Genomic DNA, 24,351 nt, shown 5'->3' on the forward strand with positions numbered 1-24,351 from the left:
GTCACCTCACCCAAATGCAGCATCCGCGCCAGCAACAACGCATCCCGACGATCGGTCTTGACCCGATCCCCCGGAGCCCGTAACAACTTCGACGAGGCCGCCACCGACGCCGTCACCCCGGCCGCCATCAACGCCCGATACAACCCGAACCCCGTCGGACCCGACTCATACACCGTCGCCACCGGCCCCGGGAGCTCGCCCAGCCACGCCAGCAACGGATCCACCTCATGCGGCCCGCCGAACCGGGCCTGCCACACCTGACCCGTCGCACCATCCAACGCCGCCGCTACCACCGACCGCGCATGCACATCCAAACCCACACTCGTACGATGACCACTCACCGGGGCCTCCCACATTGTCGGATAGGCCGAGCCGAGAAACCCTCCGCTCGGTAACCCACGAGCGTTGTGCGCGAGGCCCCGGCCCGCAACCCCCAACCCGGGGGCACCCCCATACCGTCTAGCACCAGTTAGGTGACTGGCACCAGGTTGCAACCAGTGTTCAGTCACCCAACGTGTGTTAGCAGAGGTTAGGAAACCCCGGCCCGGCCGCTCACCTCACCAGGCGTGGGCGACGTCGATCACGAGACGGCTGGTGGTGGCGTCGGTCAGGGTGAAGACGCGGAAGGGCAGGCGGGCTCGGACGCCGAGGCCGAGGTCGCTATAGCCCTCATACGACCCGAGCCAGCGGACCTGCCGGAAGGTCTGGTAGCCACTGACATTCACGACCTCCTTGGGGTTGGCCGGCTGGTAGGCCGGTGAGCCGTCGGGGTTGTATGCCGGTGCGTTGACCGTGATCTGCAGCTTCGCCCCGCCGCGGATCGAAACCGCGGCGCCCGATCCGGGCTGGGTGAGTTGGGAGACGTACTCGACCCGGTAGCCAGCCGGCTTGCCGCGCAGATCGACGACGAGCCGGTCGAAGCACGCGTGCCGTCCGGCGCGCACGTTGCTCATCGGTCCGGCCACCATGGTGGATTTCGTCTTCGGCAGCGATCCCCAGGTGACTGAGCAGGCCGAGTCGGCCGACGGTGTTGCTGTGCGCGTCGGAGTCGCCTGCGCTGACGCGGCGACCCCCGTCGCGGCCAGCGCGGTGACGGCCAGGATGGTGGTGGTGCGGACGGTCTTCATGGGGTGCTCCTTCGGATTTCGGTCATTGCTGTGGACACCTTCTCCACGCGCGACCGGGGCGGAGGGTTGACGTTCCCCACGGCATACGCATGAGCACAAAGAACGGCGGGCCCGCGCATGGTGCGCGGGCCCGCAGCGGGTGGAGCGGGGCGACTCAGTGCTCGAGCGCCTCGGCCACACCATGACCGGTGAGGGAGCGGACCTCCATCTCGGCATACTTCCCGGCATCGAATTCCTTGCTCGTCACAGAGCCCAGCCAGCCGAGGAAGAAGGCGAGCGGGATCGAGATGAGCCCGGGGTTGTCGAGCGGGAACCAGTGGAAGTCGATCGACGGGTCGGTGATCATCGAGGCAGACAGGCCAGTCTTGGGGTCGGCAGGCTTGCCGGAGACGACCGGGCTGAAGAAGATCAGAATGATCGAGGACAGCAGGCCGCCATAAATCGACCACAGCGCGCCGCGGGTGTTGAAGCGCTTCCAGAACAGGCTGTAGAGGATCGTTGGCAGGTTGGCCGAGGCCGCCACCGCGAAGGCCAGCGCGACGAGGAAGGCGATGTTCTGGCTCTTGGCGAACATGCCGCCGAAGATGGCCACCGCGCCGATCGCCAGGGCCGCGATCCGGGCCACCCGAACCTCGGCCTCCTGGGTGGTCTTGCCCTTCTTGAAGACCTCCTTGTAGAGGTCGTGGGCGAAGGTCGCGCTGGAGGTGATCGTCAGGCCCGCGACCACCGCGAGGATGGTGGCGAAGGCGATACCGGCCACGACCCCGAGCAGCACCGAGCCGCCCAGTTCGTAGGCCAGCAGCGGCGCGGCCGCATTCGCCTTGCCTGGGGCGGCGGCGATCTTGTCCGGTCCCACCAGGGCGCCGGCGCCGAAGCCGATGGTCAGGGTCAGTAGGTAGAAGCCACCGATGAGCCAGATGGCCCACTCGACCGACTTGCGAGCCTGCTTGCTCGTGGGCACCGTGTAGAAGCGCTGCAGCACGTGCGGCAGACCGGCGGTGCCCAGGACCAGGGCGAGCGAGAGCGAGATGAAGTCGATCTTGGTCGTCATGTTGAGGCCGTACTTCAGGCCCGGGGTGAGCAGGTGCTCGGCATTGGCGGCGGTCTTGGCGTTCGCCGAGGCCGCAGTGGTGTCGACCGCTCCCTGGAAGAGGCTGGAGATGTTGAAGCCGTACTTGGCCAGCACCCAGACCGACATGATGAAGGCGGCGAAGATCAGCAGGATCGCCTTGATGATCTGCACCCAGGTGGTGCCCTTCATACCGCCGATCAGCACGTAGAGGACCATCACGACGCCGACCACGGCGATGACCAGGTTCTGTGCTGCCTCGCCGGAGACGCCGAGCAGCAGCGAGACCAGGCCACCGGCACCGGCCATCTGCGCGAGCAGGTAGAAGAAGGAGACAGCCAGGACCGAGCAGGAGACGGCGATCCGGACCGGGCGCTGCCGCAGCCGGTAGGACAGCACGTCGGCCATCGTGAACCGGCCGGTGTTGCGCATCAGTTCCGCAACCAGCAGCAGGGCGACGAGCCAGGCGACCAGGAAGCCGATGGAGTAGAGGAAGCCGTCATAGCCCTGCAGGGCGATGGCGCCGGCGATGCCGAGGAAGGAGGCAGCCGAGAGGTAGTCGCCGGCGATGGCGATGCCGTTCTGCTTGCCGGAGAAGGCACCCCCAGCCGTGTAGTACTCGCCGGCGGTCTTCTTGCCGGCGGCGACCTTGATGACGATGCCGAGGGTGACGGCGACGAAGATCGCGAAGATCGCGATGTTCAGCGTCGGGGAGCCGTACTTCGCGGTCTCCGCCGTGACCAGGTTGATCATGCTCACGTCAGTGCTCCGTTCCACCGTCGAGGCGCCGGCCGATGGCGTCGGCGAGCGGGTCGAACTGTCGGTTTGCCCACCGGGCGTAGATGAACGTGATCACGAAGGTCGTCACGAACTGACCGAGGCCGAAGATCAGACCGATCGTGATATTGCCGAAAACCTTGGTGCCCATGAACTTTGGCGCGAAGATCGACAGCAGGACGTAAAGGAAGTACCACGCGAGGAAGAAGGCCGTGGTCGGGAAGACGAAGCTGCGGAACTTCTTCCGGAGCGTCTGGAACTCTTCGCTCGCCTGGACGGCTTGGTACGCCTCGCTCGTGGTGGTTGGGTTGACGCTCACGCGAATCCACCTTCGTGCTGACGCGGCGAGCCCCATTGCCCACCGGCTGTGAACTCACCTTTTATGACGCTCGCCGGTGCGCGCCATCTCGCCGCGCCTCCTCGCGCCGGGCGGGTGAGGTGATTCGGTGGGCGGGTCCGCCCGCTGCGCTGAGCGGTCGCCCTGGCGCGACGAACGGCGCGGCCAGGGGATCCCCCCTGGCCAGTCAGTCGAGTAGTGGGGGTGCGACGGAGCGGTATGTGTGGCCGGTGGGCGTGGTCACCTCGGTCACGTGGGTATGAGGTCCGGCTGCGTGCTCTGGCTGCGCTTCGAGGAGTTGGGTGGTGAAGCCGGGGAGTTCTTTGGTGTAGTTGCATCGGGCGCAGAGACCTTGGCCGTTGTGCAGTGAAGTGGGTCCGCCCTCGGCGACTGGTTGGATGTGGTCGGCGTGGCGGATGGTGGCGTCGCAGTATGGCGTGCGGCACCGGTCGTCGCGCAGGATCAGGGCGGCGCGCAGTCGCGGTGGGAAGAGCCGTGCGGTGGCGTCGAGGGCGAGGAGGTCGCGGCCGTCCGGGCTGGTGAAGACCCGGGTGAGGAAGACCTGCGCCGGATCAGCTACTCGATTTCTATCCGGATGCCCTGCGCACGGAGGGGACGAATCGTGTTGGGGTGGCATGGTTCTCGCGGCGCCTGGTGGTTCGCACCCGTGGAGGAGGAGTCGTCTGGCGAGTGCGGCGGGGAGTATGCCGTGGCCGGGGATCCGGGCGGGTGTCTCGGCGCTCCGCGGCCCACGCCTTGTGGCGGGCGCCGGGATCGGGTGGGCGCTGTCGCTGTCTGATGGGTGCGCCTGGGTGCCGCCGAACTTTGGGGTCTGGCCGGCCGCGGTGTTCTCGTCGCCCGTCGTGGTCGCCTCAGTGGCGGTGGAGTCGGTGGTCGTTATGTCGGTGTTGGCGGGTTCGGTCGCGAAGAGGCTTTCGGCGGGCATGACGAGGTTGAGGGCGACGGGGCAGGCTTGGCCGGGGGTCAACCCTGACAGCCAGCGCAGCGCGGCGTCGGCCATGACCTGGGTGTGGGTCCGCTCAGCGAGCGGGTCAGCGGGAGTCTCACCGTCGTCGGTTTCGTGGTGGCCGGCGACGACGGCGGTGGCGTGCCGGTGCAAGGCGGCATACGCGCTGACGATCCCGGTCAATGGTCCGAAGATCGACAGGTACGCCATCCCGTCGGGTGCGGGCCGGGTCCACACACCCCGTTCCGACATTGCGCGTTCGTGTTTGGCCACGACAGCGGCGGGGTCGAGTTCCGCGGCGTACCGGGCGGCGGCACCGGTGAGTTGTTTCAGACTCGATGTCGCGAGCCGTGGCGCGATCAACTCATCCACCCGGGCCCGCAGCTCGGGATTGAGGACGTTGGTTTCGCGGACGATCGCGGTGGCGGACCGTTCGTCGATGATCCCGGCGGTGAGCGCGGCTCGCGTGTGCGGCATCCCGGGTAATGCCCGCGCGAGTCCGAGGTGCCGGTCGGCGGTGGCGGGGGAGCAGCGGCGGGCGAGCGCGATCTGTGGCGCGATGGAGGATCGGGCTTTCGGCAGCGAGGCCCGGTTCGCGAGCGCCTCCCGCACCGTCGCCCGCCCGAAATGAGCGGTCGCACGAGCCTGCGCGGCCGCGATCGCACCCATGACCTGCTCCAGCCCGGCGATGAGGTCGATCAATTCCGCCAGTCCCAACTCGGAACCGGGGTTGTCCTCCGGTGCAAGGGTGGCGAGCCAGTCGACGAGGTCTCGCACCGCCGTGACCGGTGAGGCATGACTGGCTGGCTGGTCGCATCACCGCGGCTCCTTCGCGGCGAGTGCCCACGAGTCCCGCTCGTCGGCCTCGTCCACGTCATCCCAGCCGAGCTCGTCCTGCCACGCCTCAAAATCGGCGACCAACTCCTCGACATCCAGCGGCGGCCACCACGCGTCATCAAGTGGAGTTAACCCCTGACACCCGCCCGCCATGCGCAGTCCGGCAGCGGGCCCGAGGGGCCCGCCTGTGGGGTGCTGCGCCATCGCCGTCATCTTCAAATGGTACACCAGTTCGATTCGAGATGCGAGATCAGAGGGGCCGAAAATTATTGATGGACAACGGAATCCACGGATAACTGGAGCACGTCCGTGGTCCATGGATCGTGGCCAGCCCGCCGTGCGCAACGTGCAAGCACGGCCACGTGCGTGACCCGACTTGACACGCGGCATACGCCCTCGGCATACGGCGGTCGCGTGATCACGGAGGAAGCAAGGACTCTGGGGTGTGCAGTCGGTTCAGGGTCCGGTTGGTATGCGGAGGCCGCCGGGAGGGGGTGAGGTGGGAAACGATCACCATGGTCGCGAAGGCGAGTGGGGCGGTCCAGGCCGCCGGGCGGGCGATGAGCGCGGCGAGCCACCCATCGCCCGGGTCGACGCGCAGGAAGGCGCCGGTGAGGCTGATCAGGGCGCAGAGTGTGCCGACGCCTAGCCCCGCAGCGGCGCCGACCGTGGTGAGCCGGGGCCACCAGACGCCGAGGACGAGCAGCGGCGCGAAGGTCGAGGCGGCGACCGCAAAGGCGAGCGTGACCGTGGTCGCGAGCCCGAGTGGATCCAGCAGCCGCGACAACACAAAAGGCAGAAGCACCGCAATGGCGGTCGCCAGGCGATAGGTCGCCGCGCCCCGGGCATCCTCGCCGGACCGGCGGGCAATCAGTGGTCGAAGCACATCCTGATCGATCACCCCGGCCACCGAAACGATCAGGCCAGAGGTGGTGCTGAGGAAAGCCGCGAACGCCCCGCCGGCAAGCATTGCCGTGAGCACTGTCGCGAGCAGCCCGTCGGTCATCGCGCCGGGGAGTTGGAGGGCCATCGTGTCGAGGCGGGAGCCCGGCGCGAGGCGCGGCAATTCCAGGCGACCCAGGGCGCCATAGATCGGCGGGAAGAGATAGAAGACCGCGAGCAGGCCGATGACGCCGACGGTGGTCCGGCGCGCGTCGCGGCCGTCGGGATTGGTGTAGAAGCGGACGAGCACGTGCGGCAGCCCCATCGTCCCCAAGCAGAGCGCGAGCATGGTGCTGTATGTCGTGTAGAGACCGACCGGGTCGGTGCTCGGGATCGCCCAGTCGCCGAAGTCGACGGACCCGACATCGCCGCGGCTCCAGATCGCGAGCAGGACGAAAGCGGGGATGGCGATGGCCGTCAACTTGATCCAGTACTGCATCGCCTGGACCAGCGTGATCGATCGCATCCCGCCAGCGGCGACGGCAAGGAAGACCACCACCGCGACGACCGCTGATCCGGCCCAGGTCGGCCACCCGGTGGCCTGCCGCAACGCCAGCCCGGCGCCTTGGACTTGCGGCAAGACATAGAGGATGCCGATGCCAATGATCAGCAGCGAAGCGAACGCGCGCAGCGGCCGCGACTCCAACCGCAATTCGGTGAAGTCGGAGAGCGTATAAGCACCCGAGCGCCGCAGCGGCGCCGCGATCAGGACGAGCAGGACGAGATAGCCGACCGTATAGCCGATCGGGAACCACAAGATGTCGATGCCGCTTTGCCAGATCAGACCCGCAACGCCGAGAAAGGATGCGGCGGAAAGGTATTCACCCGCGATGGCGCTGGCGTTGCGCCGCGGGGTGATGGCGCGGCCGGCGACATAAAAGTCTGAGGTGGCGCGCGACATACGCAGCCCCAGGGATCCGACGCTAACGGTCGCCAGGCAGACCGCAGCGATTGCGAGCAGGCTCGCGAGCTGCATCAGCCGCGCCCGATCACATCGACGAAATCCGCCTCCAGTCGCTCGCTGGCCCGCACATAGAAGCGGGCCAGCAGCACGATCGCCGGATAGACCAACACCCCCAACGTGACCCACGGCAGCGGCAGCGGACCAACCTGCATCGACCGGGTCTGCGGCACGATGGCGAAGAGAATCGGCAAGCTCCCCAACAGCAGGACGGTCAACATCAACAGGCTTGCGGCGAGCCGCAATTGGGCTCGCATCAGCCCGCGGACGTAGATATCACCAAGGGCGGTCTGGTCGCTGAGTTCGTCTGCGACGGCGCGGGCGGTATGCCGTGGTGCACTGCGGCGAGATGCCGTCACCCGCACCCGCTCCGAGGCGGGGCGCTGCGCCGCACTCATGACCCGGTGGGGCGGGTGAGGAGTTGCTGGCGCAGCTCGCGCATATGCCGGCGGCTGACCGGCAGATCGGTGTCGCCGACGCGCACCGAGGCTTTCCCGTGGTCCATGCGCACCTGGGTGACGTGCTTCAGCGAGACCAGTGTGCTGCGGTGTATGCGGACGAAACCCGCTGCTGCCCAACGCTCTTCGAGCGTGTTCAGGGGTATGCGGACTAGGTGCGATCCGGTGTCGGTGTGCAGCCGGACATAGTCCCCATGTGCCTGGACGTAGCGAATGTCGCGGCGCGAGACGAATCGGGTGATGCCCCCGAGCTCGACCGGGATCGTCTCGTCCTCGTCGCGGCTTTCGGGGGCCGGGGCGACGGCGCCGACCACGCGGCGTACGGCCTCCGCGAGGCGCTCCGGTCGCACCGGCTTCATCACATAGTCGACCGCCGAGATCGCGAAGGCGTCCACGGCGTGCTGGTCGTGCGCGGTGACGAAGACCACCGCCGGTCGGTGGGCGAAGCGCGCGAGAACCCGAGCGAGCTCCATGCCGTCGAGCCCCGGCATGGAGATATCCGAGAAGACGACATCGACCGGCTCGTTCTCCAGGACGCGAAGGGCGTCGGTGCCCGACGCCGCAACGCGCACGCCGGCGATGCGCTCGTCCTGCTCGAGGAGGTAGCGCAACTCGGAACGCGCCGGCGCCTCGTCGTCGACGACGAGGGCGATCAGGCCGTGGGAATCGGAGGTCATGACGCTGCCAGCCTATGGTCGGCGGTCGCGTGGGCGGCCGGAAGGAACTTCGGAACCCGGAAACTGATCCGCATACCCGCTCCCGGAGCCGTCTCGACGACGAGTCCGCGCTCGTCGCCATAGATCGTGCGCAGGCGCGCGTCGACATTGCCCAGGCCGTGGGAACTGGTCTCCAGAGTGCCATCGAGGATGCCTCGAATTCGTTCGGGATCGGCGCCGGCGCCATCGTCCTCGACCACGATCTCGGCCTCCGAGCCAAGGTCGCCGGCGGTGATCGAAATCGTATGTGTCCCTTCGAGATTCGACATGCCATGCTGGACGGCGTTCTCCACGAGCGGCTGGATCACCAGATACGGGACGGTCACGGGTAGCACTTCCGGGGTGATGAGGAGCGAGAGCTGCAGGCGATCACCGAAGCGCGCCTGCTCCAACATCAGATAGCGCTCGACATTGCGCAACTCCTCGGCCAGGGTCGTGAAGGTGCCGCTGTGCCGTAGGGCATAACGCGTGAAATCGGCGAACTCCAGCAGCAGATCGCGGGCCAGGTCCGGGTCGGTGCGCACGAAGGAGGCGATGGCGCCAAGCGAGTTGTAGATGAAGTGCGGGGAAATCTGGGCCCGGAGCGCCGCGAGTTCGGCCTCGGAGGCGCGGGCGCGTTCCTTGCCGAGTTCGGCCAACTCGACCTGGGCGGAGAGCCAGCCGGCAACTTCGGAGGTGGCCCGGGCGAGGCCGGCGCCGACATATGGCGCATAGGCCGCGAGCGCTCCGACGACCCGGCCCTCGGAGGCGATCGGAGCGATCACGGCTACTCGGATCGGGCAATCGGCCTGGTCGCAGCCCACCTCGTCGGCGTCGAGAACGATGGTCTCGCCGTCCCGCAGGGCGGGGGCGGCGAGGCGGGCCGTGGCCTCGGCGTGGTGGCTGGACGGTCCGTCCCAGGTGACCGAGCCGCCGGGCCCGACGATGGCGATCGCCGGAGCGTCGAGGAGCGCGCGGACGTGGCGGGCGGCCTTGCCGCTGCCGTGGGGGGTCAGCCCGCTGCCGAGATGGCGGGCCGCGAGCGCGGCCGTATGCAGTGTCTCGTAGGTCGCCCGGTTGGCGTCGCTGAGGAAGCCACGAGAGCGGCCGCGGACCTTCGAGGCGAGGCGGATGGCGGCCCACACGACGGCGACAACCAGCAGCGTGACCAAGGCGGTCGGCACGTCGAAAGCCGTCATGGGTGCTCAACTTAAACCCCCGCACCGGCTTGGGGCATAAGGTGCGGGCCCGGCCGGGGGGGATCGGCCGGGCCCGCGGCGTTGAGATGCCCTCGGGGGGTAGGCACCCAACGCAGGTTGCTCAACCCGAAGGGAGCGACCTAATCAACTATGGTCCTGCACAGCCGCCTTGACCGCAACTGCACGCACTCTGGAGTGAGCGAAATGTCCGATCCGGTTGGTGCTCTGCGCAGCCTGGCTGAGCACGAGCGGATCGCGGCCGCATCGGCGGCCGCGCGCGAGGCCTGCACCCAGTTGCGCTGGCATCAGGCCTTGCGGCGCCGCATCCCGGAGGCGGCCGCGGAATCGCGGGTTCGGGGGGCCTGGGCGTCGGCCGAATTGGATGGTTCGCGCAGCAGCATCGCGTTGGTCCGTGACCTGATGCGGGGGGCCCGACCGTGGTCGCCAGACCCGGATCCGGGGGAGGAGGTCCTGCGGGCTGCGGTGGGTGCCACGGCGGCGACGGAGAGGTATGCCGATCTCGCGCCCTTCTCGACGCGGCAGGTTCTCGCGGGCGTGCATCTCGCGGCGGCCGGGCGCTTGTTGGTGGCGGAAGAGGTGGGGCGACCGCGCACCGGGGATTGCGGCGAGTTTGCGCTTTTGGGCCCCGCTCCGGCGCCGGCTGAGGCGGCCGCTCGGTTGGCGGCACTGGATGCCGTGGTGGCGGCGCGGGACCTGCCGGCCGTGCTCGTGCTGGCCATAGTGCACGCCGAACTCGCCCACGCGCGGCCCTTCGCGCGGGGCAACGGACTCGTGGCGCGGGCGATGGACCGGGTGCTGGCCCGCGTCCTCGGACTCGACCCCACCGGGGTCGCGGTCCTCGAAGCCGGCCATGGGGCCAGTGGCGGCGCGGCCTATCAAGGGGCGCTTCAGGCATACGGCCTGGGCACGGTGGACGGCCTGGTGCTGTGGGTGGAGCACTGCGGCGAGGCGATCGTCGCGGGAGCCCAAGAGGGGCACGCCATCGCCGACTCCGTGCTCGCGGGGCGCCTGAGCGACTAGTTATCCACAGGCTGGCTCGGGAGCCCTCGCCGGATCGGCACTTCGTGGGCACCCTTGGGGTATGACGATTCTGGGGGTGATCGGCCCGTCCGGCGGTGTGGGGTGCTCCACCGTGGTGGCGGCGCTGGGGATGCGCGCGGCGCAGGCTGGGGTGCGGGTTGCGGTCGTCGACGGCGACCCCTTGCGCGGCGGCCTGCAGGTGACGATGGCGGCCGAGCACTTGCCCGGTCATCGGTGGTCGCACCTCGTGGAAGTGGACGGGGAGGTGGGTGGCGAGCGGCTGCTGAACCGGCTGCCGACGGTGGAGGGGTGCGCAGTGCTCTCCGGTGGCCGGGCCAGCTCTGATTTGGAAGCCGTTGTGCCCGAACAGGTTCCGGACGAAGCCTTCGAGGCTGTGCTGGCCGCGCTGGACCGCGCGTGTGACCTGGTGGTCATCGATTGGGGTCGGGTGGCGCGCCTCGGGTGGGGTGCCTCGGTGCTGATCCTTCCGGTGACGGCGCGCGGCCTGGCGGACGCGCAGGCGTGGCTGGGCGGGAACGGGCACGAGGGTCTGGCGGGGGTGGTGACCCGCGGGTCCGGGCGTGAGCAGCGCATCGCGGACGATCTGGCGCGGGGCTTGGGTCTGCCGCTGCTCGGGCATCTTCGCGACGACCGGTCGGTCCGGGCGGCGGAGCGGCAAGGGGTGCCCCCGGGTCTGCGGAAACGCGGCGGGGTGGCCCGGCTCTCCGACAGCTTGGTGGCGTCCGTGCTGGCTGTGGCCGATGCCCAGGCGGGGGATCCCGTGGGGTCACGAGTATGAAGTTCGACGAGGGCATCGAAGAGGCCGTCCGGTCCGGGCGCGCGCCGGATCGCCGGGCCATCCGGGAGGTCGTCGACACCGCGGCCGAGCGGCTGGGGGAGCGTGGCATCGCGCGGACGACGAACCGTTTAGAGGCCGATCTGGCGGGCCTCGGGCCCCTCGCGGGTCTGGCGCGGCAGGCGGGCGTCACGGACATTCTCGTCAATGGCTCGGGGGAGTCGTGGGCCGACCGGGGTGGGGGTTTGGAGCGGGTCCCGGATCACGACTTCGAGTCCGGGGAGCACGTGCGCCGGTTCGCCGTGCGCCTGGCGGGCGTGGCGGGGCGGCGTTTGGACGACGCGCAGCCGTGGGTGGACGGCTTGCTGCCGGGGGCGGTGCGTTTGCACGCGATCCTGCCGCCGCTCGCGGCGGGTGGCACGTGCATCAGCTTGCGCATGCTGCGCCGCGATGCCGTGCGCCTGGACGATCTGGAGCGGGTCGAGATGTGCACGCCCGAGCAGGCGGCGCGACTGCGGCAGATGGTGATCGATCGGGATGCCTTCGTCGTGACAGGGGGCACCGGGGCGGGCAAGACGACGCTTCTGGCGGCCTTGCTCGGCGAGGTCGATCCGGCGGACCGGATCCTCGTGGTCGAGGACGTGCTGGAGATTCCCTTGAACACCGGCCACGTCGTGCGTCTGCAGGCGCGGCCCCCGAATGTCGAGGGGCACGGCTCGGTCACGCTGGTCGACCTCGTCCGCCAGGCCCTGCGGATGCGGCCGGACCGGGTTGTCGTCGGCGAGGTGCGCGGCGCCGAGGTGCGAGAGTTGTTGCAGGCGTTGAACACTGGGCACGAGGGTGGCTGCGCGACGCTGCACGCGAACCGGCCTGCCGATGTGCCGGCGCGCCTCGAGGCGCTCGGGGCCCTGGCCGGGATGTCGCCTGCTGCGGTGCGAGCGCAGGTCGCCACAGCGCTGAAAACCGTTGTGCACGTTGCGCGTACGCCGGCGGGTCGGCGGATTACTGCCATCGAGGATCTCTAGGCGATGGGCGCCGCGGTGGCGGTCGCCTTGCTCTTGGCGGCTGCGTATGCCGCCTGGCCCCGCCCGTCCGCGCCGGGGTCGAGGCGGGCTCTGGGGCGCGCGCCGGATCGGGTGGAATCGGTGGCTGGTGCGCTGGAATCGATCGCCCTGTGTTTGCAGGCCGGCTTGACTCCCGTGCAGGCGGTGTCGATTGCGCTGGAACAGCTTCCGGGCGATTCCCTGGGCTCGTTCGAGGACTCGACCGGGATTGCTGACGGCAACGATTCGCCGGCGGGTGCGGACGTCGCGGTCGATGACCGCGGTCTGATCCGCGATGTCCTCCTCGAAGTGCGGCGCGCGCTCGCCCGTGGTGCGCCGGGAGGGCCCGCCTGGACCCGGCATACGGCCCAGGTCCCGGAACTGCGGCTGGTGGCGGGTGCCTGGACGTTGACCGAGGCAAGCGGCTCTGCCCTCCACCCGGCCGTCATGTGGGCCGTCGGGCAGTTGCGGGAGAAGCGCGCGGCGCGAGAGCGGCTGGCTGCGGTGACGGCGGGCGCGACCTCCTCGATGGGGATGATGTTGATCCTGCCGCTGTCGGGTATGCCGATCGGTCTGCTGGTCGGGGTCACGCCGCGGGAGCTCTATGGCTCGTGGACGACCTTCCTGTGTTGTGTCGTTGGGCTTGGGCTGGCTGCGCTCGGGGTGGTGTTGTCCCGGAGGGCGTTGCGAAAAGCATTGGCGCCCAAGAAGATCGCCTCGGTGCCAGGTGAGGCGGATGCGACGATGGATGACTTGGCCGATGCCGCGCTGATGCTGCAACTGGCGCTGTCGTCCGGTGCGGGAATCATCGAAAGCTTGGAGCAGGTGGCCGAGGTCTCGCCCCGGCGGGTGCGAGCCGAGCTGCGGCGGGTGGTGGCGGCATACCGCTGGGGCCTGGGGCATGAGCGTGCCTGGACGTATGCCGATCCCGCCTGGGAGCCGGTCTCCGCGGCGCTCGCGCTCGCACTGCAGCATGGCGCTGCGCCGGCGGCAAGTGTCAAGGCCGCTGGGGAGCGGCTGGCGAGCACGGAGAAGTCGCGGTTGGCCGCTGCGGCGGGGAAGGCAGAGACCTTCTTGATGATCCCCTTGGTGGTCTTCTTCCTGCCGGCCTTTGCGCTGACCACCGTGCTGCCGTTGGTGGTCGCGCTGGTGCCGCGCAGCCTCTTCTAGCCGGCCGGTTATCCACAGTCTCGAAGGTCCAAAAGCCTTGATCCACAGGTTTTTTCGGGTATCTGGCGGAGGTCGCGTTGGGCGGGAAGAGTGGTCTCACCGACCGGCGCGGGGCCGGCGGATCCGAAAGGGGAAGTTCATGTCTCACAAGCTCGCAGCCCGCTACACCACGGCTCGTGCCCGGCTGATCGATGCCGCCTCCCGGCGCGAGGACCAGGCCGGCCTGACCACCATCGAGTGGGCGCTGGTCACGCTCATGGTATGCGCCTTCGCCGTCACGGCCCTTGGGGTTCTGGGGGGACTGGGCGAGGAAGGCATCTCGGGCTTGATCAAGAAGGCGTTTGCCAAGGGCGACGGCAAGTGATGGCTCGCCCGTCGCTCGCCCGGTGCACCAGGCCGGGCGCGGCCGCACCGGGCCGCGGCGGGCGCCAGTCGTCGGCGCGCGAGGCCGGGACGGTGACCATCGAACTGGCGCTGGGGATGGTGACTTTCGCGCTCCTCTTGCTGCTGACGCTGACGGCCATCGCGATCGGCGTCGACCACCTGCGGTGCGCGGAGGCCAGCCGGGTCGGTGCCCGGCTGGCCGCCCGCGGCGAACCGGTGAGCCAGATCGTCGCCGGTGCCCAGCAATCGGCGCCTGAGGGCTCGCGGATCACCGTCGATGCCGTGAGGTCAACCGTGATCGTCACGGTGCGCGCCCCTGAACGCGGGATCTTCGCCGGCCTCGGGATCGACGTCACCGCCGTGGGACGATCCGTCGCGCCGAAGGAGTTGCGCTGATGGCCGGCGTGGTGCGGGACAGGCCCGAGAGCGGGTCGGGGACCGTGCTCACCGTGATCCTTGTCGGCGCGATGGTGATCCTGTTGCCGGCCGTGCTCGCGCTCTACTCGGCATATGCCAGCACCCAGCGGGCCCGCGCGGCGGCCGACCTGGGGGCGATCGCCGCCGTGTCCGCCTTTTTTGATGGCCAGGACGCCGCTACTGCGTGCCGGCGAGCCGCGGCCATCATGGCCGACAACCGGGCAAGCCCCGCCGGCTGCTTCATCACGCCCGAAGGGCAGGCCCTGGTCTCCACCCGGGTGAGCGTGCGCTTGCCGATCGTCGGTGAGCGCACCGCTCGCGGCACCGCCCGCGCCGGCCCCGTCCTGACCCGCCGCTGACGACCTCGCGTCCTGGCTGATCCCGGGTGCTCGCCGGTCCCGTGGGCTGGCCGGTCCTGCGTTCCGAAGCCCCGCAGGCCGGGTGTCTTGCGAGCGACTGGACACTCCGCAGCTTGTTGTCGTGGCTGCCGGGCTACCGTTGTCTGGTCGCCTCGACGGACGGGGCGACGAGCGGCAGCAGCCGTGCGCCCGAGCGTCGGGTGGTCGAGCGAGAAGAGGAGCGTCGCGGTCCATGATCGTGCTCGGACTGTTGTTCATCCTGCTGGTTGCCCTGGCGGGCACGTGGTTCTATTTGGCGCTGGCTGATCTCGCCGGCGGGGGACCGGCTAACGATCTGACGGCATTCGGCATCACCATCGGCCTCTCGCCGGCCGCCCTGCTGCTGACCGGCTTCGGCCTAGCCATTGCGTTGGCGATCGGCCTCTACCTCATCAAAGCCGGTCTGTCCGCTGGCGCCCGACGTCGCCGGGAGCGCAAAGAACTCGAGCGCACGGCCGTGGAGAACCGCAAGGCCGCGGAGGCGGCGGCGGCCGAACGCCTGCGCACCGAGCGGGCTCACCCGCGCAGCGTTGACGCCGATTCTTCCGAGTCCCGCGGGCGTGGCAGCATCACCGAACCGGTCCGCGACACCCCCATTGGCTGGACCCCCGGCGACGGCCGCCGCGACGCCTAACACCGCCCAGCGAGCGCTGCGCCAGACCTACCGTGCGTCCTACCGTGCAGTGCGCGGGCTCATCACGACGGGTACTGCACGGTAACCGTACGGTAGCGGCTACTTGCTGCTATCGGCCCGGGTCAGAGGTGAGCACGACGTCGAGGAGGGCCACCGCGCCGGCCTTGTCGAGGGGCTCGTTGCCATTGCCGCACTTGGGCGAGACGACGCAGCCGGGGCAGCCGGCCTCGCACGGGCACGCCGCGATCAGGTCGCGCGTCGCCGTCAGCCACGCGTCGAAGACCTCGAAGCCGCGCGCGGCATAGCCGGCGCCGCCGGGGTAGCCGTCATACACCAGGATCGTCGGCTCTCCGGTGGCGGGATGGCAGGCCGTGGACACCCCGCCGATATCCCACCGGTCGCAGGTGGCGAAGAGCGGCAGCATGCCGATTGCCGCGTGCTCCGCCGCATGCGCGGCCCCCGGAATGTGCGCCTCCGTCAGCCCAACGCTTAAGAGCAGGGAATCCGGCAGGTGCCACCACACGCCCTCGGTGGTGAACTCGCGTTCCGGCATATCCAGCCCGTGATAGCCCAGCACCGCACCCGTCGGCAGCCGCCGAGCAAAGGACACGACCTGGCTGCGCACGGTGACCGGCCCACGGCATACGGTTAAGCCCCCGCGCAGGCGGACCTCGTCCGGTGTCGCCAGGTCAAAGCTGCTCTGCGACTGGGCCACCGTCGACCACCCAGGATCACCCGCCACCACCGTGGCCGTCGCATTCGCGCGGTCGAGTTCGGTCACGACATAGGTACTGCCCTGGTGCAGGTGCACCGCCCCCGGATGCACCTGATGATCGGCCGACGCCTCGTCGATCGTCCCGATCACCCGGCCACTCGCGCCTTCCACGATCGCTACGACCTCCCCAGCGGTGCGCAGCGAGCCGACGGCATCGGGCCGGCGATCCTCGGGCCAGAACCAGCCTCGTGGGCGCCGCCGCAGCTGGCCGGCGGCGACGAGCGCGTCGAGAGCGGGCGTCATATCCGGCCCGAAGTAGCTCTCGTCGGCCTCGGTCAGGGGCACTTCGTAGGCCGCGGCCACCAGATGGCGGGGCAGCAGCCGCGGGTTCGCCGGATTGATGACGGTCTTCTCGACGCAGCCATCGAAGATCAGCTCCGGGTGGTCCATCAGGTAGGCATCGAGCGGATCGTCCGCCGCGACGAGGATGGCCAGGGATGAACCCCCCGCCCGCCCCGCGCGCCCGGCCTGCTGCCACAGCGAGGACAGCCGCCCCGGCCAGCCCGCCATGACCACCGCATCGAGCCCGTGCACGTCGATCCCCAACTCGAGGGCATTCGTCGCGGCCAGCCCGCGCAAGGCCCCGGTGCGCAGCGCGTGCTCCAAGGCCCGCCGCTCCTCCGGCAGATAGCCCCCGCGGTATGCCGACACGCGCGCCGGGTGCCCCCGCGCCTCGAGTAGCCGGTTGGCCGCCGCGGACACCCCCTCCACGCCTGCCCGGGAGCGGGCGAACGCGATCGTCTGGACATCCGCCGCGACCAGCCCGGCGAGCAGCCGGGCCGCCTCGGTGGACGCAGACGGCCGCCGCTCCTGCCCATCCGCGCCGACCGTGACCATCGGTTCCCACAGCGCAAAGGTCACCGCCCCCCGCGGCGAGCCGTCCCCGGTGATCTCGGTGACCGGCAGCCCGATCAGTTCCGCGCCGTGCGCGCCGGGATCGCCCGCCGTCGCCGACGCCAGGACGAAGACCGGCTCGCGGCGATACCTGGCCAGGACCCGCCGCAGGCGGCGGATCACCAGCGCGACGCTGGAGCCGAAGATGCCCCGATAGGCGTGGGCCTCATCAATGACGACCATCGTCAGCGCGCGCAGAAAGGACGCCCAGTGGGCATGCCCCGGCAGCATCGAGTGATGAATCAGGTCCGGATTGGTCAGCACGACATTCGCATGCTCGCGAATCCAGCGCCGCTCATCCGGCGGGGTGTCGCCGTCATAGGTCGCCACGCGCACCCCCGGCAAGCCGAGGCCCTCGATGTGCGCGGCTTGGTCGGCCGCCAGCGCCTTCGTGGGGGCCAGATAGAGCATTGTCGCGCCCCGGGCGTTCGGCGCCCGCGTTCCCTCCAGGACCGCGGTCAGCCCCGGCAGGAGGTAGCACAAGGACTTGCCCGAGGCCGTCCCTGTCGCAATGGCGACATTCCGACATTGGCGGGTTTCCTCCACCGCGGCCGCCTGGTGACTCCACAGCCGATGCACACCCCGATAGGCGAGAGCCCCGCGTAATTCCGGATCAACCCAGCTTGGGAGGTCAGTCTGCACAGCGGGACGGGGTGGGAACTCGCGCAGTGAGCGCAACGGTCCAGTCGGCGCCACACCCCCCAGGGTGAGCAGAATCTGTCGGTCCGCAGCCGAACGTGGCAACGCAACCCGCTGGCCTGCAAGGTCGTCTGGTGTGGGGCTCATTGGTGGTCTACGGTAAGCGCGCCACGTCAGAACGTTGACCTTTCACCCGTTCGAAGGAGTTGGGTTTCCGCAATGTTGTCCGTTTCTACCGACGATCACGATCCCGTGATGGTCATCCATGTCGCCGGCGACGTGGATGCGACGACGGCCGGACTCTTGCGGGACGCTCTGACATCGGCCATGGCCGATGGGCGCCTGGCACTGGTCGCCGACCTCAGCGCCGTCGACTTCATGGACTCCACGGGCCTCGGTGTCCTCGTCGGCCGCCTCAAGGCGGTCCGCCAGCTCGGCGGCGTCCTGCACTGTGTGGTCACCACCGACCGGATTCGGCACATTTTCTTGGCCACCGGCCTGGAACGGGTGCTGCCCTTGCACGAGTCCGTGGACGAAGCTGTCGCTGCCGTCACCGAGCTGCCGTCCTGAGCCCCACGGCGTGACCGCCTGACGTGATGCGGCCCACATCGATTTCGGGGCCGTCGACTTCCACATATAGCCTGACCGCGCAGTCCTGGCCGCAATGACCTGCGCCCAGGACCTTTTCGCGAAAAAACCATCGAGGAGGATGGCTGATGACGGGTCTGGTACCCATGGTGCCCGCAGCGGCGTCAAACCTGGAACTGACCGGGAACAACCTCTACCTGACCTACGCCGTCGCGGGTATCGCCGCGATTTCGCTGGTCATGGGCTGGGTCTTCCGCTCGCAGGTGCTGGCCCACAGTCCGGGCACCGAGAACATGCAGACAATCGGCGCGGCCGTCGAGGAAGGCGCGCAGGCCTACCTGCGTCGCCAGTTCAAGACGCTCGGCATCTTCGTGGTCCTCGTCTTCTTCCTGCTGCTCTTCCTCCCCGCGGACAGCTCATCGGTGATGTGGGGCCGCTCGGCCTTCTTCATCGTCGGTGCGGCCTTCTCCGCCGCCATCGGCTATCTCGGCATGAGCCTGGCCGTTAAGGCCAACGTCCGCGTCGCGGAGGCAGCCCGCAAGGGCAGCCGCGATGAGGGCATGAAGGTCGCCTTCCGCACCGGTGGTGTCGTGGGTATGGCGACCGTCGGCCTCGGTCTGCTCGGCGCCTCCGTCGTCGTCATGATGTACAAGGGCGACGCCCCCAAGGTCCTCGAAGGCTTCGGCTTCGGCGCGGCCCTCCTTGCGATGTTCATGCGAGTCGGCGGCGGCATCTTCACCAAGGCTGCCGATGTCGGCGCCGACCTCGTCGGCAAGGTCGAGGCGGGCATCCCCGAGGATGACCCCCGCAATGCGGCAACCATCGCCGACAATGTCGGCGACAACGTCGGTGACTGCGCCGGTATGGCCGCCGACCTCTTCGAGTCGTATGCCGTCACCCTGGTCGCCGCGCTCATCCTCGGCTCGGTCGCCTTCGGCAGCTTCGGCCTCGTCTTCCCGCTGATCGTCCCGGCCATCGGTGCCATCACCGCCCTCCTCGGCGTCTACATCACCAAGGCCCGGCCCGGCGAGAACGCCCTGAAGGCGATCAACCGCGGCTTCTACATCGCCGCCGCCGTCTCCGCGGTCTTGACCGCCGTCGCGGCCTACACCTACCTGCCTGGCACCTTCGCCGAACTCGGGTCGGAGAATGCCGATATCAGCGCGCTCGCGGGCGACCCCCGTCGCACCGCGCTGCTCGCGGTCATCATCGGCATCGTCCTGGCCGGCATCATCTTGTGGCTGACCGGCTACTTCACCGGCACCGAGGACAAGCCGACCAATGACGTCGCCCGCACCTCGCTGACCGGCCCGGCCACCGTGGTTCTGTCGGGTATCGGGGTCGGACTGGAGTCCGCGGTCTACACCACCGGCATCATCGCCGGTGCGGTCTACCTCGCCTTCCTCCTCGGCGGCGGCAGCACCGCCCTGGCGCTCTTCCTCGTCGCCCTGGCCGGCTGTGGCCTGCTGACCACCGTCGGCGTCATCGTCGCGATGGACACCTTCGGCCCCGTCTCCGACAACGCCCAGGGCATTGCCGAGATGTCTGGCGATGTGCACGACGAGGGCGCGCAGATCCTCACCGAGCTCGACGCGGTCGGCAACACCACCAAGGCCATCACTAAGGGCATCGCGATCGCCACCGCCGTTCTTGCGGCGACCGCGCTCTTCGGTTCCTACTCGGACGCCTGGCAGGGGCAGTTCACCAAGATGCTCGCCGAGGGCAAGCTCGATGGCATCTCGCAGGACGACGGCACGGCCTTCGTCAACAACGCGCAGGCGCTCGTCACCGCGCCGCACGCCCTGGTCGGCCTGCTGCTCGGCGCCGCTGTCGTCTTCCTCTTCTCCGGTCTGGCCATCAATGCCGTCACGCGCGCGGCCGGCGCCATCGTCTTCGAGGTGCGCCGCCAGTTCCGCGAGATCCCCGGGATCATGGAGGGCACGGCCAAGCCCGAATATGGCAAGGTCGTCGACATCTGCACCCGCGACAGCCTGCGCGAACTCGCGACCCCCGGTCTGCTCGCTGCCTTGATGCCGGTCGCCGTGGGCTTCGGCCTCGGCATCGGCGCGCTCGCGGGCTTCCTCGCCGGCGCGATCGGCGCCGGCGCCCTGATGGCCGTCTTCCTCGCCAACTCCGGTGGCGCGTGGGATAACGCCAAGAAGATCGTCGAGGACGGCCACTTCGGCGGCAAGGGCACCGACGCCCACGCGGCCACGGTCATCGGTGACACCGTCGGTGACCCGTTCAAGGACACCGCTGGCCCGGCGATCAACCCGCTGATCAAGGTCATGAACTTGGTCTCGGTGCTCGTCGCGCCGGCCATCGTGTCGCTGAGCATCGGCTCCAGCGAGAACAAGGCCATGCGCTACACGATCGCCGGTGCTGCCCTGCTGATCGTCATCGCCGCGGTCTTCGTCTCGAAGCGCCGCTCGATCTCGATCGCGTCCGAGGTCGCGGCCCCGGCTGCCCTCGCCCCCGCCGCGGATGCCCCGGCGGTGCCGTCCTCGATCAGCGCGCCGAACACCGCGGCCGCCGTCGACGAGAGCGATGTCTTGCCCCCGAGCTACACCGGAAACAACTGATCGAGGCCGCGTAACCGAGCCATAACGATCCAGCGTAGGCCCGGCGTGGGCAGCCCCTGAAGCTGCTCACGCCGGGCCTACGGTCATTTCCGGACACAACCTTCCGGCGTGCTGCCGCGTCAGGGGAGGTATGCAGTGGGTGGCAGGGAGGCCGCCCACGGGTCGAGGAGGGCGGCGAGATGGCCAAGGTCGTGGTGTTGAGCAGAGCGGGCCGGGCGAGCCTGCCGGAGGCGGTGCTGGGGGCGCTGGAGGTGCGGCATACGGTCCGCTTCGCGCAACGGCATACCGCTCCGGAGCGACACGAGGCGGCCTCGCTGCTGCGTGACGCCGAGGTTCTCGCCTCGACGAATGTCACCCTTCCCGTCCTTGATGACGGGCTGCTGGATCAGCTGCCCGGCCTGCGGCACATCGTGCTTTATGCCACCGGTTATGAGCACCTCGACCTCGCCGGTCTGGCCGAGCGCGGCATCACGGTCTCGACGCTGCCTGAATACGCCACCAATGCCGTCGCCGAGCACGCCCTCGCTCTGCTCTTCGCCAGCGCGACCCGACTGCATCTGGCCCATGACAAAGCCGCCGGCCGCGCCCCCTTCGAGGTCTCGCTGCGCGGTGTCGAGATCACCAGCCGCACCCTGGCGATCATCGGGCTCGGCCGCATCGGGCGGCGCCTGGCCAGGCTGGCCTCCGGCTTGGGTATGCGGGTCGTCGGCGTCGACATCGACCCGGCCGCGCTCGCGGCGGCGCAGGCGGACGGCATACCCACCCTCGGGCAGGCGGAGGCCTTGCGAGAGGCGGACCTCGTCGCCCTGACGGCCTCGACGATCGAGGGCCACTACCCGATCCTCGACGCAGGGCAGCTTGCCCTGCTGGACAAGGACGCCTTCGTCGTCAATGTCGGGCGGCCGGTCCTCGCGGACGCCGACGCGCTGCGCGGCGCCCTGCTGGCGGGCCGCCTGCGAGGGTATGCCGTCGACGAGATCGTCCTCGACCCCCACGACCCGATCGACGCCCTGCTCATCGCCGAGGGCCGCGTGCTGCAGAGCGCGCACAGCGCGTGGTGGCGCGATGAGGTGCTCGCCCGCGGCGCGCAGATGTTCGGCCGGGCCATCCAGGCGGCCGCCGATGGCGCGCCGATCCATGTCGTGCCTGCGCCGCCGCGCCTGGCCCGTGCGGCAGGGTAGTCCGGTGCATCCACTCATCGCCCGCGCTCGAACGCGCCTGGTCATCGCCCTGATGCTGCTGGCCGTGCTGGCGCCCGCCGCGCTCGCGGCAGCGCAGTATCCGCGCTATTGGGAATGGATCGCGCTCGAGCTGACCCCCATGACCTGGCTGCAGACGGTCCTGCTCATGCTGGCCGCGGCCACGGCGGCCGCGCTGGCGGTCGCGGGGGTCGTGCGCGAGTGGCCACGGTCGCACCGGCTGGCGTATGTCGTGCTGGCCCTCGGCTTCTCCTACCTGGCGCTGGACGACCGGTTCGCGATCCACGAGCGGATCCGGGACCGCATCCTGGCGCCGCGCGACATCCGCATACCCGGGCTCGACTTCCTGGCCCCTGGCGACTTCCAGGTCCTGCTCATGGGGGTGGCGGGTCTGCTCGCCCTGCCCTTCGTGCTCCGGGCGCTGCGCGCCGACCGGCTCGCGCTTTGGCTCTTCGTCCTCGGCGTGCTCTGCTCGGTCACGGCGATCGGGATGGACGCGATCGACCCGGCGACCATGCCGGTCGATGTCGAGCGGCTCGAGCAAACGCTCGAGGAGTGCGTGGAGTTGCTCGCCGGGTGCTTGTATGCCGCCGCCCTCGGGGTCCGCCTGCTGGCGCTGCTCGACGTGCCGCGGGCGAGCGCGCCGGAGCTAGTCGCCCCCGAGGTGCAGGCGTCCCGCGCGGCCGCTGATCCAACGGCGCCGCCGCCTGCAGCGACTGAGCGGGACACGAACCTCGGCGAGGTGGCGGGGGAGCACGGGGTGGATCGGCGTGCCGACGCGGTGACGGGTTCCGCTAGCGTTCGCTGAATGCTGGACACCGATCCCTCCCTGATCGCCGCCCTGCGCGCGGACTTGGCAGCCGCCGACTATTCGGTGACGCGCGTCCTGGACCTGCTAGGCCCGGTGGCCGCGAACGCCTTGGCGCGCGAGCAGGTCATCCCGGCCGAGCGCGTCACTCGTGAGAGCACGGACCCAGCGGCCGTTCTCGTGCGGCTGTTCACCCTCGGGGATCCGGTCGACCAGGCGCGGGTGGAGGCGGCCCTACCGCGCCTCGGTGCCGCCGGCGCCCTGCGGCTCGGTCTGGTGCGCGCCGAGGGGGATGCGCTGCTGGCCCTGGTCGACCTGCGCCCCTATGGCGATGACGAGCACACCTGGTGGATCGCCTCCGATCTGTCCGAACTCGCCACCCGCGCCCCGCTCCCGGTCGACCATGTCCTCGGCGTCGGCGGCGCCTCCGCGACGCTCGCCGCGTGGACACCGCGTCCGCGGGTCCGGCGGGCCCTCGACCTCGGCACCGGCTGCGGCGTCCAGGCCCTGCACCTGAGCACGCATGCCGAGGAAATCGTCGCCACCGATATCTCCGAGCGGGCGCTGAATATTGTCCGTTTCAATGCCGCGCTCAACGAGCAGGACTGGGACATCCGCCAAGGCTCGATGCTGGAACCCGTTGCGGGGGAACGCTTCTCGCTCATCGTCAGCAATCCACCCTTCGTCATCACCCCGCGCGACCATGGCTTGCCGACCTACGAATATCGCGACGGCGGGCAGTCCGGTGATGCCGTCGTCGAGCACCTCGTGACCCACCTCGGCGAGCACCTAGAGCCCGGCGGGATCGCGCAGATCATCGGCAACTGGGAGGTCGTCGGTGACGCGGCCTGGGGCGAGCGGGTTGCGGACTGGGCCGCGCGTGCCGGGGTCGATGTCCTCGTGCTGATGCGCGAGATGCAGGATCCCGCGCAGTATGCCGAGACCTGGGCCCGCGACGGCGGCCAACAGTCGGGGACCGGCGAGTTTGCCCGGATGTATGCCGCCTGGCTCGACGACTTCGCCGCCCGCGGAGTCAGCGGCATCGCGTTCGGCCTGATCACCCTTCACCGGCCGGCGGACGAGCGGACGCCCTGGATCGAGATCCGCGATGCGCGCGGCCCGGTCCGGCCGCCGCTCGGGCCGGTGCTGCTCGCCCAGGTCGAGGCGCGGGACTGGCTGGCTCGGCATACGGATCAGGAGGTCCTCGACACGGCGTGGACCGTCGCCCCCGATGTCACCCTCGTCCAGGTCAGCCGGCCTGGGGAGCCCGACCTGTCGTATCTCGAGCTGCGCCAGAGCGAGGGTTTGCAGCAATCGGACCTGCTGAGCGGCGACTTCGGCACGGCCGCCGCGGCATATATCGGGGTCGCCGACGGCGAACTCACCGCCCGCCAGGCGATCGTGGCCATCGCGGCCCTGCTCGATCGCGACCAGGCCGTCCTCCTCGACGACTTCACGATCCGCATCCGCCAGTGGGTCGCCGACGGCATCCTGCGCTGACCCCATCGACCGCCCCTAACGACCGAGCTACCGCCTGGTATGAGCCGTGATCACGACCAATACCAGGCGGTAGGTCGGTCGTTAGCTCTCGGTTTCGTCAGCCCGCCGGCCAGC

The 24,351-nt window shown here is 69.6% G+C and carries 24 protein-coding genes; 13 read left to right on the top strand and 11 right to left on the bottom strand.

The window, feature by feature from the left end; translation table 11 throughout:
• From ABD225_RS01040 to ABD225_RS01085, 10 genes are all read right to left on the bottom strand, one after another.
• The coding region (locus tag ABD225_RS01040) for an IS110 family transposase (protein ID WP_425564293.1) at window positions 1-356 on the bottom strand (356 nt) is incomplete at its 3' end.
• A gap of 201 nt (window positions 357-557) precedes the next feature.
• Window positions 558-1,127 (bottom strand): AMIN-like domain-containing (lipo)protein, encoded by a 570-nt coding sequence (locus ABD225_RS01045; protein ID WP_344079978.1) that lies wholly within the window; start codon window positions 1,125-1,127, stop codon window positions 558-560.
• Window positions 1,128-1,281: 154 nt separating this feature from the next.
• Window positions 1,282-2,949, bottom strand: coding sequence for a solute symporter family protein (locus ABD225_RS01050; protein ID WP_344080663.1), 1,668 nt, complete (start codon window positions 2,947-2,949; stop codon window positions 1,282-1,284).
• Between the two features lie 7 nt (window positions 2,950-2,956).
• Entirely contained in the window at window positions 2,957-3,292 is a 336-nt protein-coding gene (locus tag ABD225_RS01055; protein ID WP_344079981.1) for a DUF485 domain-containing protein, read from the bottom strand.
• Window positions 3,293-3,497: 205 nt separating this feature from the next.
• Window positions 3,498-5,054, bottom strand: coding sequence for an HNH endonuclease (locus tag ABD225_RS01060; protein WP_344079984.1), 1,557 nt, complete (start codon window positions 5,052-5,054; stop codon window positions 3,498-3,500).
• Window positions 5,055-5,093: 39 nt separating this feature from the next.
• The gene (locus ABD225_RS01065; RefSeq protein WP_344079987.1) at window positions 5,094-5,327 is read right to left on the bottom strand and encodes a hypothetical protein; all 234 of its coding nucleotides are present in this window, start codon (window positions 5,325-5,327) and stop codon (window positions 5,094-5,096) included.
• A gap of 205 nt (window positions 5,328-5,532) precedes the next feature.
• Window positions 5,533-7,032 (bottom strand): sodium/solute symporter, encoded by a 1,500-nt coding sequence (locus ABD225_RS01070; RefSeq protein ID WP_344079990.1) that lies wholly within the window; start codon window positions 7,030-7,032, stop codon window positions 5,533-5,535.
• A complete protein-coding gene (locus tag ABD225_RS01075) occupies window positions 7,032-7,415 on the bottom strand; it encodes a hypothetical protein (RefSeq protein ID WP_344079993.1) in 384 nt (127 codons plus the stop codon). The genes ABD225_RS01070 and ABD225_RS01075 overlap by 1 nt, the downstream gene beginning before the upstream one ends.
• Complete coding sequence (locus ABD225_RS01080; RefSeq protein WP_344079996.1) at window positions 7,412-8,152, bottom strand: LytR/AlgR family response regulator transcription factor; 741 nt, start codon at window positions 8,150-8,152, stop codon at window positions 7,412-7,414. Before ABD225_RS01080 ends, ABD225_RS01075 begins: the two co-directional genes overlap by 4 nt.
• Entirely contained in the window at window positions 8,149-9,369 is a 1,221-nt protein-coding gene (locus ABD225_RS01085) for a sensor histidine kinase (protein ID WP_344079999.1), read from the bottom strand. Before ABD225_RS01085 ends, ABD225_RS01080 begins: the two co-directional genes overlap by 4 nt.
• A gap of 204 nt (window positions 9,370-9,573) precedes the next feature.
• On the opposite strand from ABD225_RS01085, the gene ABD225_RS01090 reads away from it, so the two are divergent.
• The 8 genes from ABD225_RS01090 to ABD225_RS01125 all read left to right on the top strand — a co-directional run bounded on the left by ABD225_RS01090 (window position 9,574) and on the right by ABD225_RS01125 (window position 15,252).
• A complete protein-coding gene (locus ABD225_RS01090; RefSeq protein WP_344080665.1) occupies window positions 9,574-10,410 on the top strand; it encodes a Fic family protein in 837 nt (278 codons plus the stop codon).
• Between the two features lie 61 nt (window positions 10,411-10,471).
• A complete protein-coding gene (locus tag ABD225_RS01095; RefSeq protein ID WP_344080002.1) occupies window positions 10,472-11,209 on the top strand; it encodes a nucleotide-binding protein in 738 nt (245 codons plus the stop codon).
• On the top strand, window positions 11,206-12,231 hold the full coding sequence (locus tag ABD225_RS01100; protein WP_344080005.1) for a TadA family conjugal transfer-associated ATPase: 1,026 nt from the start codon (window positions 11,206-11,208) through the stop codon (window positions 12,229-12,231). The genes ABD225_RS01095 and ABD225_RS01100 overlap by 4 nt, the downstream gene beginning before the upstream one ends.
• 3 nt (window positions 12,232-12,234) lie before the next feature.
• Window positions 12,235-13,419, top strand: a complete 1,185-nt coding sequence (locus ABD225_RS01105; RefSeq protein WP_344080008.1) for a type II secretion system F family protein — start codon at window positions 12,235-12,237, stop codon at window positions 13,417-13,419.
• Window positions 13,420-13,558: 139 nt separating this feature from the next.
• Window positions 13,559-13,783 (top strand): DUF4244 domain-containing protein, encoded by a 225-nt coding sequence (locus ABD225_RS01110; RefSeq protein WP_344080011.1) that lies wholly within the window; start codon window positions 13,559-13,561, stop codon window positions 13,781-13,783.
• A 92-nt stretch (window positions 13,784-13,875) separates the two neighbouring features.
• Window positions 13,876-14,199 (top strand): TadE family type IV pilus minor pilin, encoded by a 324-nt coding sequence (locus ABD225_RS01115; protein WP_344080014.1) that lies wholly within the window; start codon window positions 13,876-13,878, stop codon window positions 14,197-14,199.
• Window positions 14,199-14,579: an Rv3654c family TadE-like protein gene (locus tag ABD225_RS01120; protein WP_344080017.1), complete on the top strand. Its 381-nt coding sequence runs from the start codon at window positions 14,199-14,201 to the stop codon at window positions 14,577-14,579. The genes ABD225_RS01115 and ABD225_RS01120 overlap by 1 nt, the downstream gene beginning before the upstream one ends.
• A 232-nt stretch (window positions 14,580-14,811) precedes the next feature.
• Window positions 14,812-15,252, top strand: a complete 441-nt coding sequence (locus ABD225_RS01125; RefSeq protein WP_344080020.1) for a hypothetical protein — start codon at window positions 14,812-14,814, stop codon at window positions 15,250-15,252.
• A gap of 109 nt (window positions 15,253-15,361) precedes the next feature.
• On the opposite strand, the gene ABD225_RS01130 is transcribed toward ABD225_RS01125, so the two are convergent.
• A complete protein-coding gene (locus ABD225_RS01130) occupies window positions 15,362-17,707 on the bottom strand; it encodes a DEAD/DEAH box helicase (protein WP_425564295.1) in 2,346 nt (781 codons plus the stop codon).
• Window positions 17,708-17,779: 72 nt separating this feature from the next.
• Between ABD225_RS01130 and ABD225_RS01135 the strand changes: the two genes are divergently transcribed.
• The 5 genes from ABD225_RS01135 to ABD225_RS01155 all read left to right on the top strand — a co-directional run bounded on the left by ABD225_RS01135 (window position 17,780) and on the right by ABD225_RS01155 (window position 24,237).
• Window positions 17,780-18,130: an STAS domain-containing protein gene (locus ABD225_RS01135; RefSeq protein WP_344080026.1), complete on the top strand. Its 351-nt coding sequence runs from the start codon at window positions 17,780-17,782 to the stop codon at window positions 18,128-18,130.
• A 146-nt stretch (window positions 18,131-18,276) separates the two neighbouring features.
• On the top strand, window positions 18,277-20,730 hold the full coding sequence (locus ABD225_RS01140; RefSeq protein WP_344080029.1) for a sodium-translocating pyrophosphatase: 2,454 nt from the start codon (window positions 18,277-18,279) through the stop codon (window positions 20,728-20,730).
• A gap of 179 nt (window positions 20,731-20,909) precedes the next feature.
• On the top strand, window positions 20,910-21,911 hold the full coding sequence (locus tag ABD225_RS01145; protein WP_344080032.1) for a 2-hydroxyacid dehydrogenase: 1,002 nt from the start codon (window positions 20,910-20,912) through the stop codon (window positions 21,909-21,911).
• Between the two features lie 4 nt (window positions 21,912-21,915).
• Window positions 21,916-22,737, top strand: coding sequence for a hypothetical protein (locus ABD225_RS01150; protein WP_344080034.1), 822 nt, complete (start codon window positions 21,916-21,918; stop codon window positions 22,735-22,737).
• On the top strand, window positions 22,738-24,237 hold the full coding sequence (locus ABD225_RS01155; protein WP_344080037.1) for a DUF7059 domain-containing protein: 1,500 nt from the start codon (window positions 22,738-22,740) through the stop codon (window positions 24,235-24,237).
• Window positions 24,238-24,351: the final 114 nt, after the last annotated feature.

The sequence above is a fragment of the Nostocoides veronense genome (assembly GCF_039531185.1).
In the GTDB taxonomy this organism is placed as follows: domain Bacteria; phylum Actinomycetota; class Actinomycetes; order Actinomycetales; family Dermatophilaceae; genus Nostocoides_A; species Nostocoides_A veronense.

Bases quoted from the DNA above. Each gene is read 5' to 3' on its own strand.
- ABD225_RS01045 (WP_344079978.1), bottom strand. From the start codon at position 1,127: ATGAAGACCGTCCGCACCACCACCATCCTGGCCGTCACCGCGCTGGCC.
- ABD225_RS01050 (WP_344080663.1), bottom strand. From the start codon at position 2,949: ATGATCAACCTGGTCACGGCGGAGACCGCGAAGTACGGCTCCCCGACG.
- ABD225_RS01065 (WP_344079987.1), bottom strand. From the start codon at position 5,327: ATGACGGCGATGGCGCAGCACCCCACAGGCGGGCCCCTCGGGCCCGCT.
- ABD225_RS01070 (WP_344079990.1), bottom strand. From the start codon at position 7,032: ATGCAGCTCGCGAGCCTGCTCGCAATCGCTGCGGTCTGCCTGGCGACC.
- ABD225_RS01075 (WP_344079993.1), bottom strand. From the start codon at position 7,415: ATGAGTGCGGCGCAGCGCCCCGCCTCGGAGCGGGTGCGGGTGACGGCA.
- ABD225_RS01080 (WP_344079996.1), bottom strand. From the start codon at position 8,152: ATGACCTCCGATTCCCACGGCCTGATCGCCCTCGTCGTCGACGACGAG.
- ABD225_RS01085 (WP_344079999.1), bottom strand. From the start codon at position 9,369: ATGACGGCTTTCGACGTGCCGACCGCCTTGGTCACGCTGCTGGTTGTC.
- ABD225_RS01090 (WP_344080665.1), top strand. From the start codon at position 9,574: ATGTCCGATCCGGTTGGTGCTCTGCGCAGCCTGGCTGAGCACGAGCGG.
- ABD225_RS01095 (WP_344080002.1), top strand. From the start codon at position 10,472: ATGACGATTCTGGGGGTGATCGGCCCGTCCGGCGGTGTGGGGTGCTCC.
- ABD225_RS01100 (WP_344080005.1), top strand. From the start codon at position 11,206: ATGAAGTTCGACGAGGGCATCGAAGAGGCCGTCCGGTCCGGGCGCGCG.
- ABD225_RS01105 (WP_344080008.1), top strand. From the start codon at position 12,235: ATGGGCGCCGCGGTGGCGGTCGCCTTGCTCTTGGCGGCTGCGTATGCC.
- ABD225_RS01110 (WP_344080011.1), top strand. From the start codon at position 13,559: ATGTCTCACAAGCTCGCAGCCCGCTACACCACGGCTCGTGCCCGGCTG.
- ABD225_RS01120 (WP_344080017.1), top strand. From the start codon at position 14,199: ATGGCCGGCGTGGTGCGGGACAGGCCCGAGAGCGGGTCGGGGACCGTG.
- ABD225_RS01125 (WP_344080020.1), top strand. From the start codon at position 14,812: ATGATCGTGCTCGGACTGTTGTTCATCCTGCTGGTTGCCCTGGCGGGC.
- ABD225_RS01130 (WP_425564295.1), bottom strand. From the start codon at position 17,707: ATGAGCCCCACACCAGACGACCTTGCAGGCCAGCGGGTTGCGTTGCCA.
- ABD225_RS01135 (WP_344080026.1), top strand. From the start codon at position 17,780: ATGTTGTCCGTTTCTACCGACGATCACGATCCCGTGATGGTCATCCAT.
- ABD225_RS01140 (WP_344080029.1), top strand. From the start codon at position 18,277: ATGACGGGTCTGGTACCCATGGTGCCCGCAGCGGCGTCAAACCTGGAA.
- ABD225_RS01145 (WP_344080032.1), top strand. From the start codon at position 20,910: ATGGCCAAGGTCGTGGTGTTGAGCAGAGCGGGCCGGGCGAGCCTGCCG.
- ABD225_RS01155 (WP_344080037.1), top strand. From the start codon at position 22,738: ATGCTGGACACCGATCCCTCCCTGATCGCCGCCCTGCGCGCGGACTTG.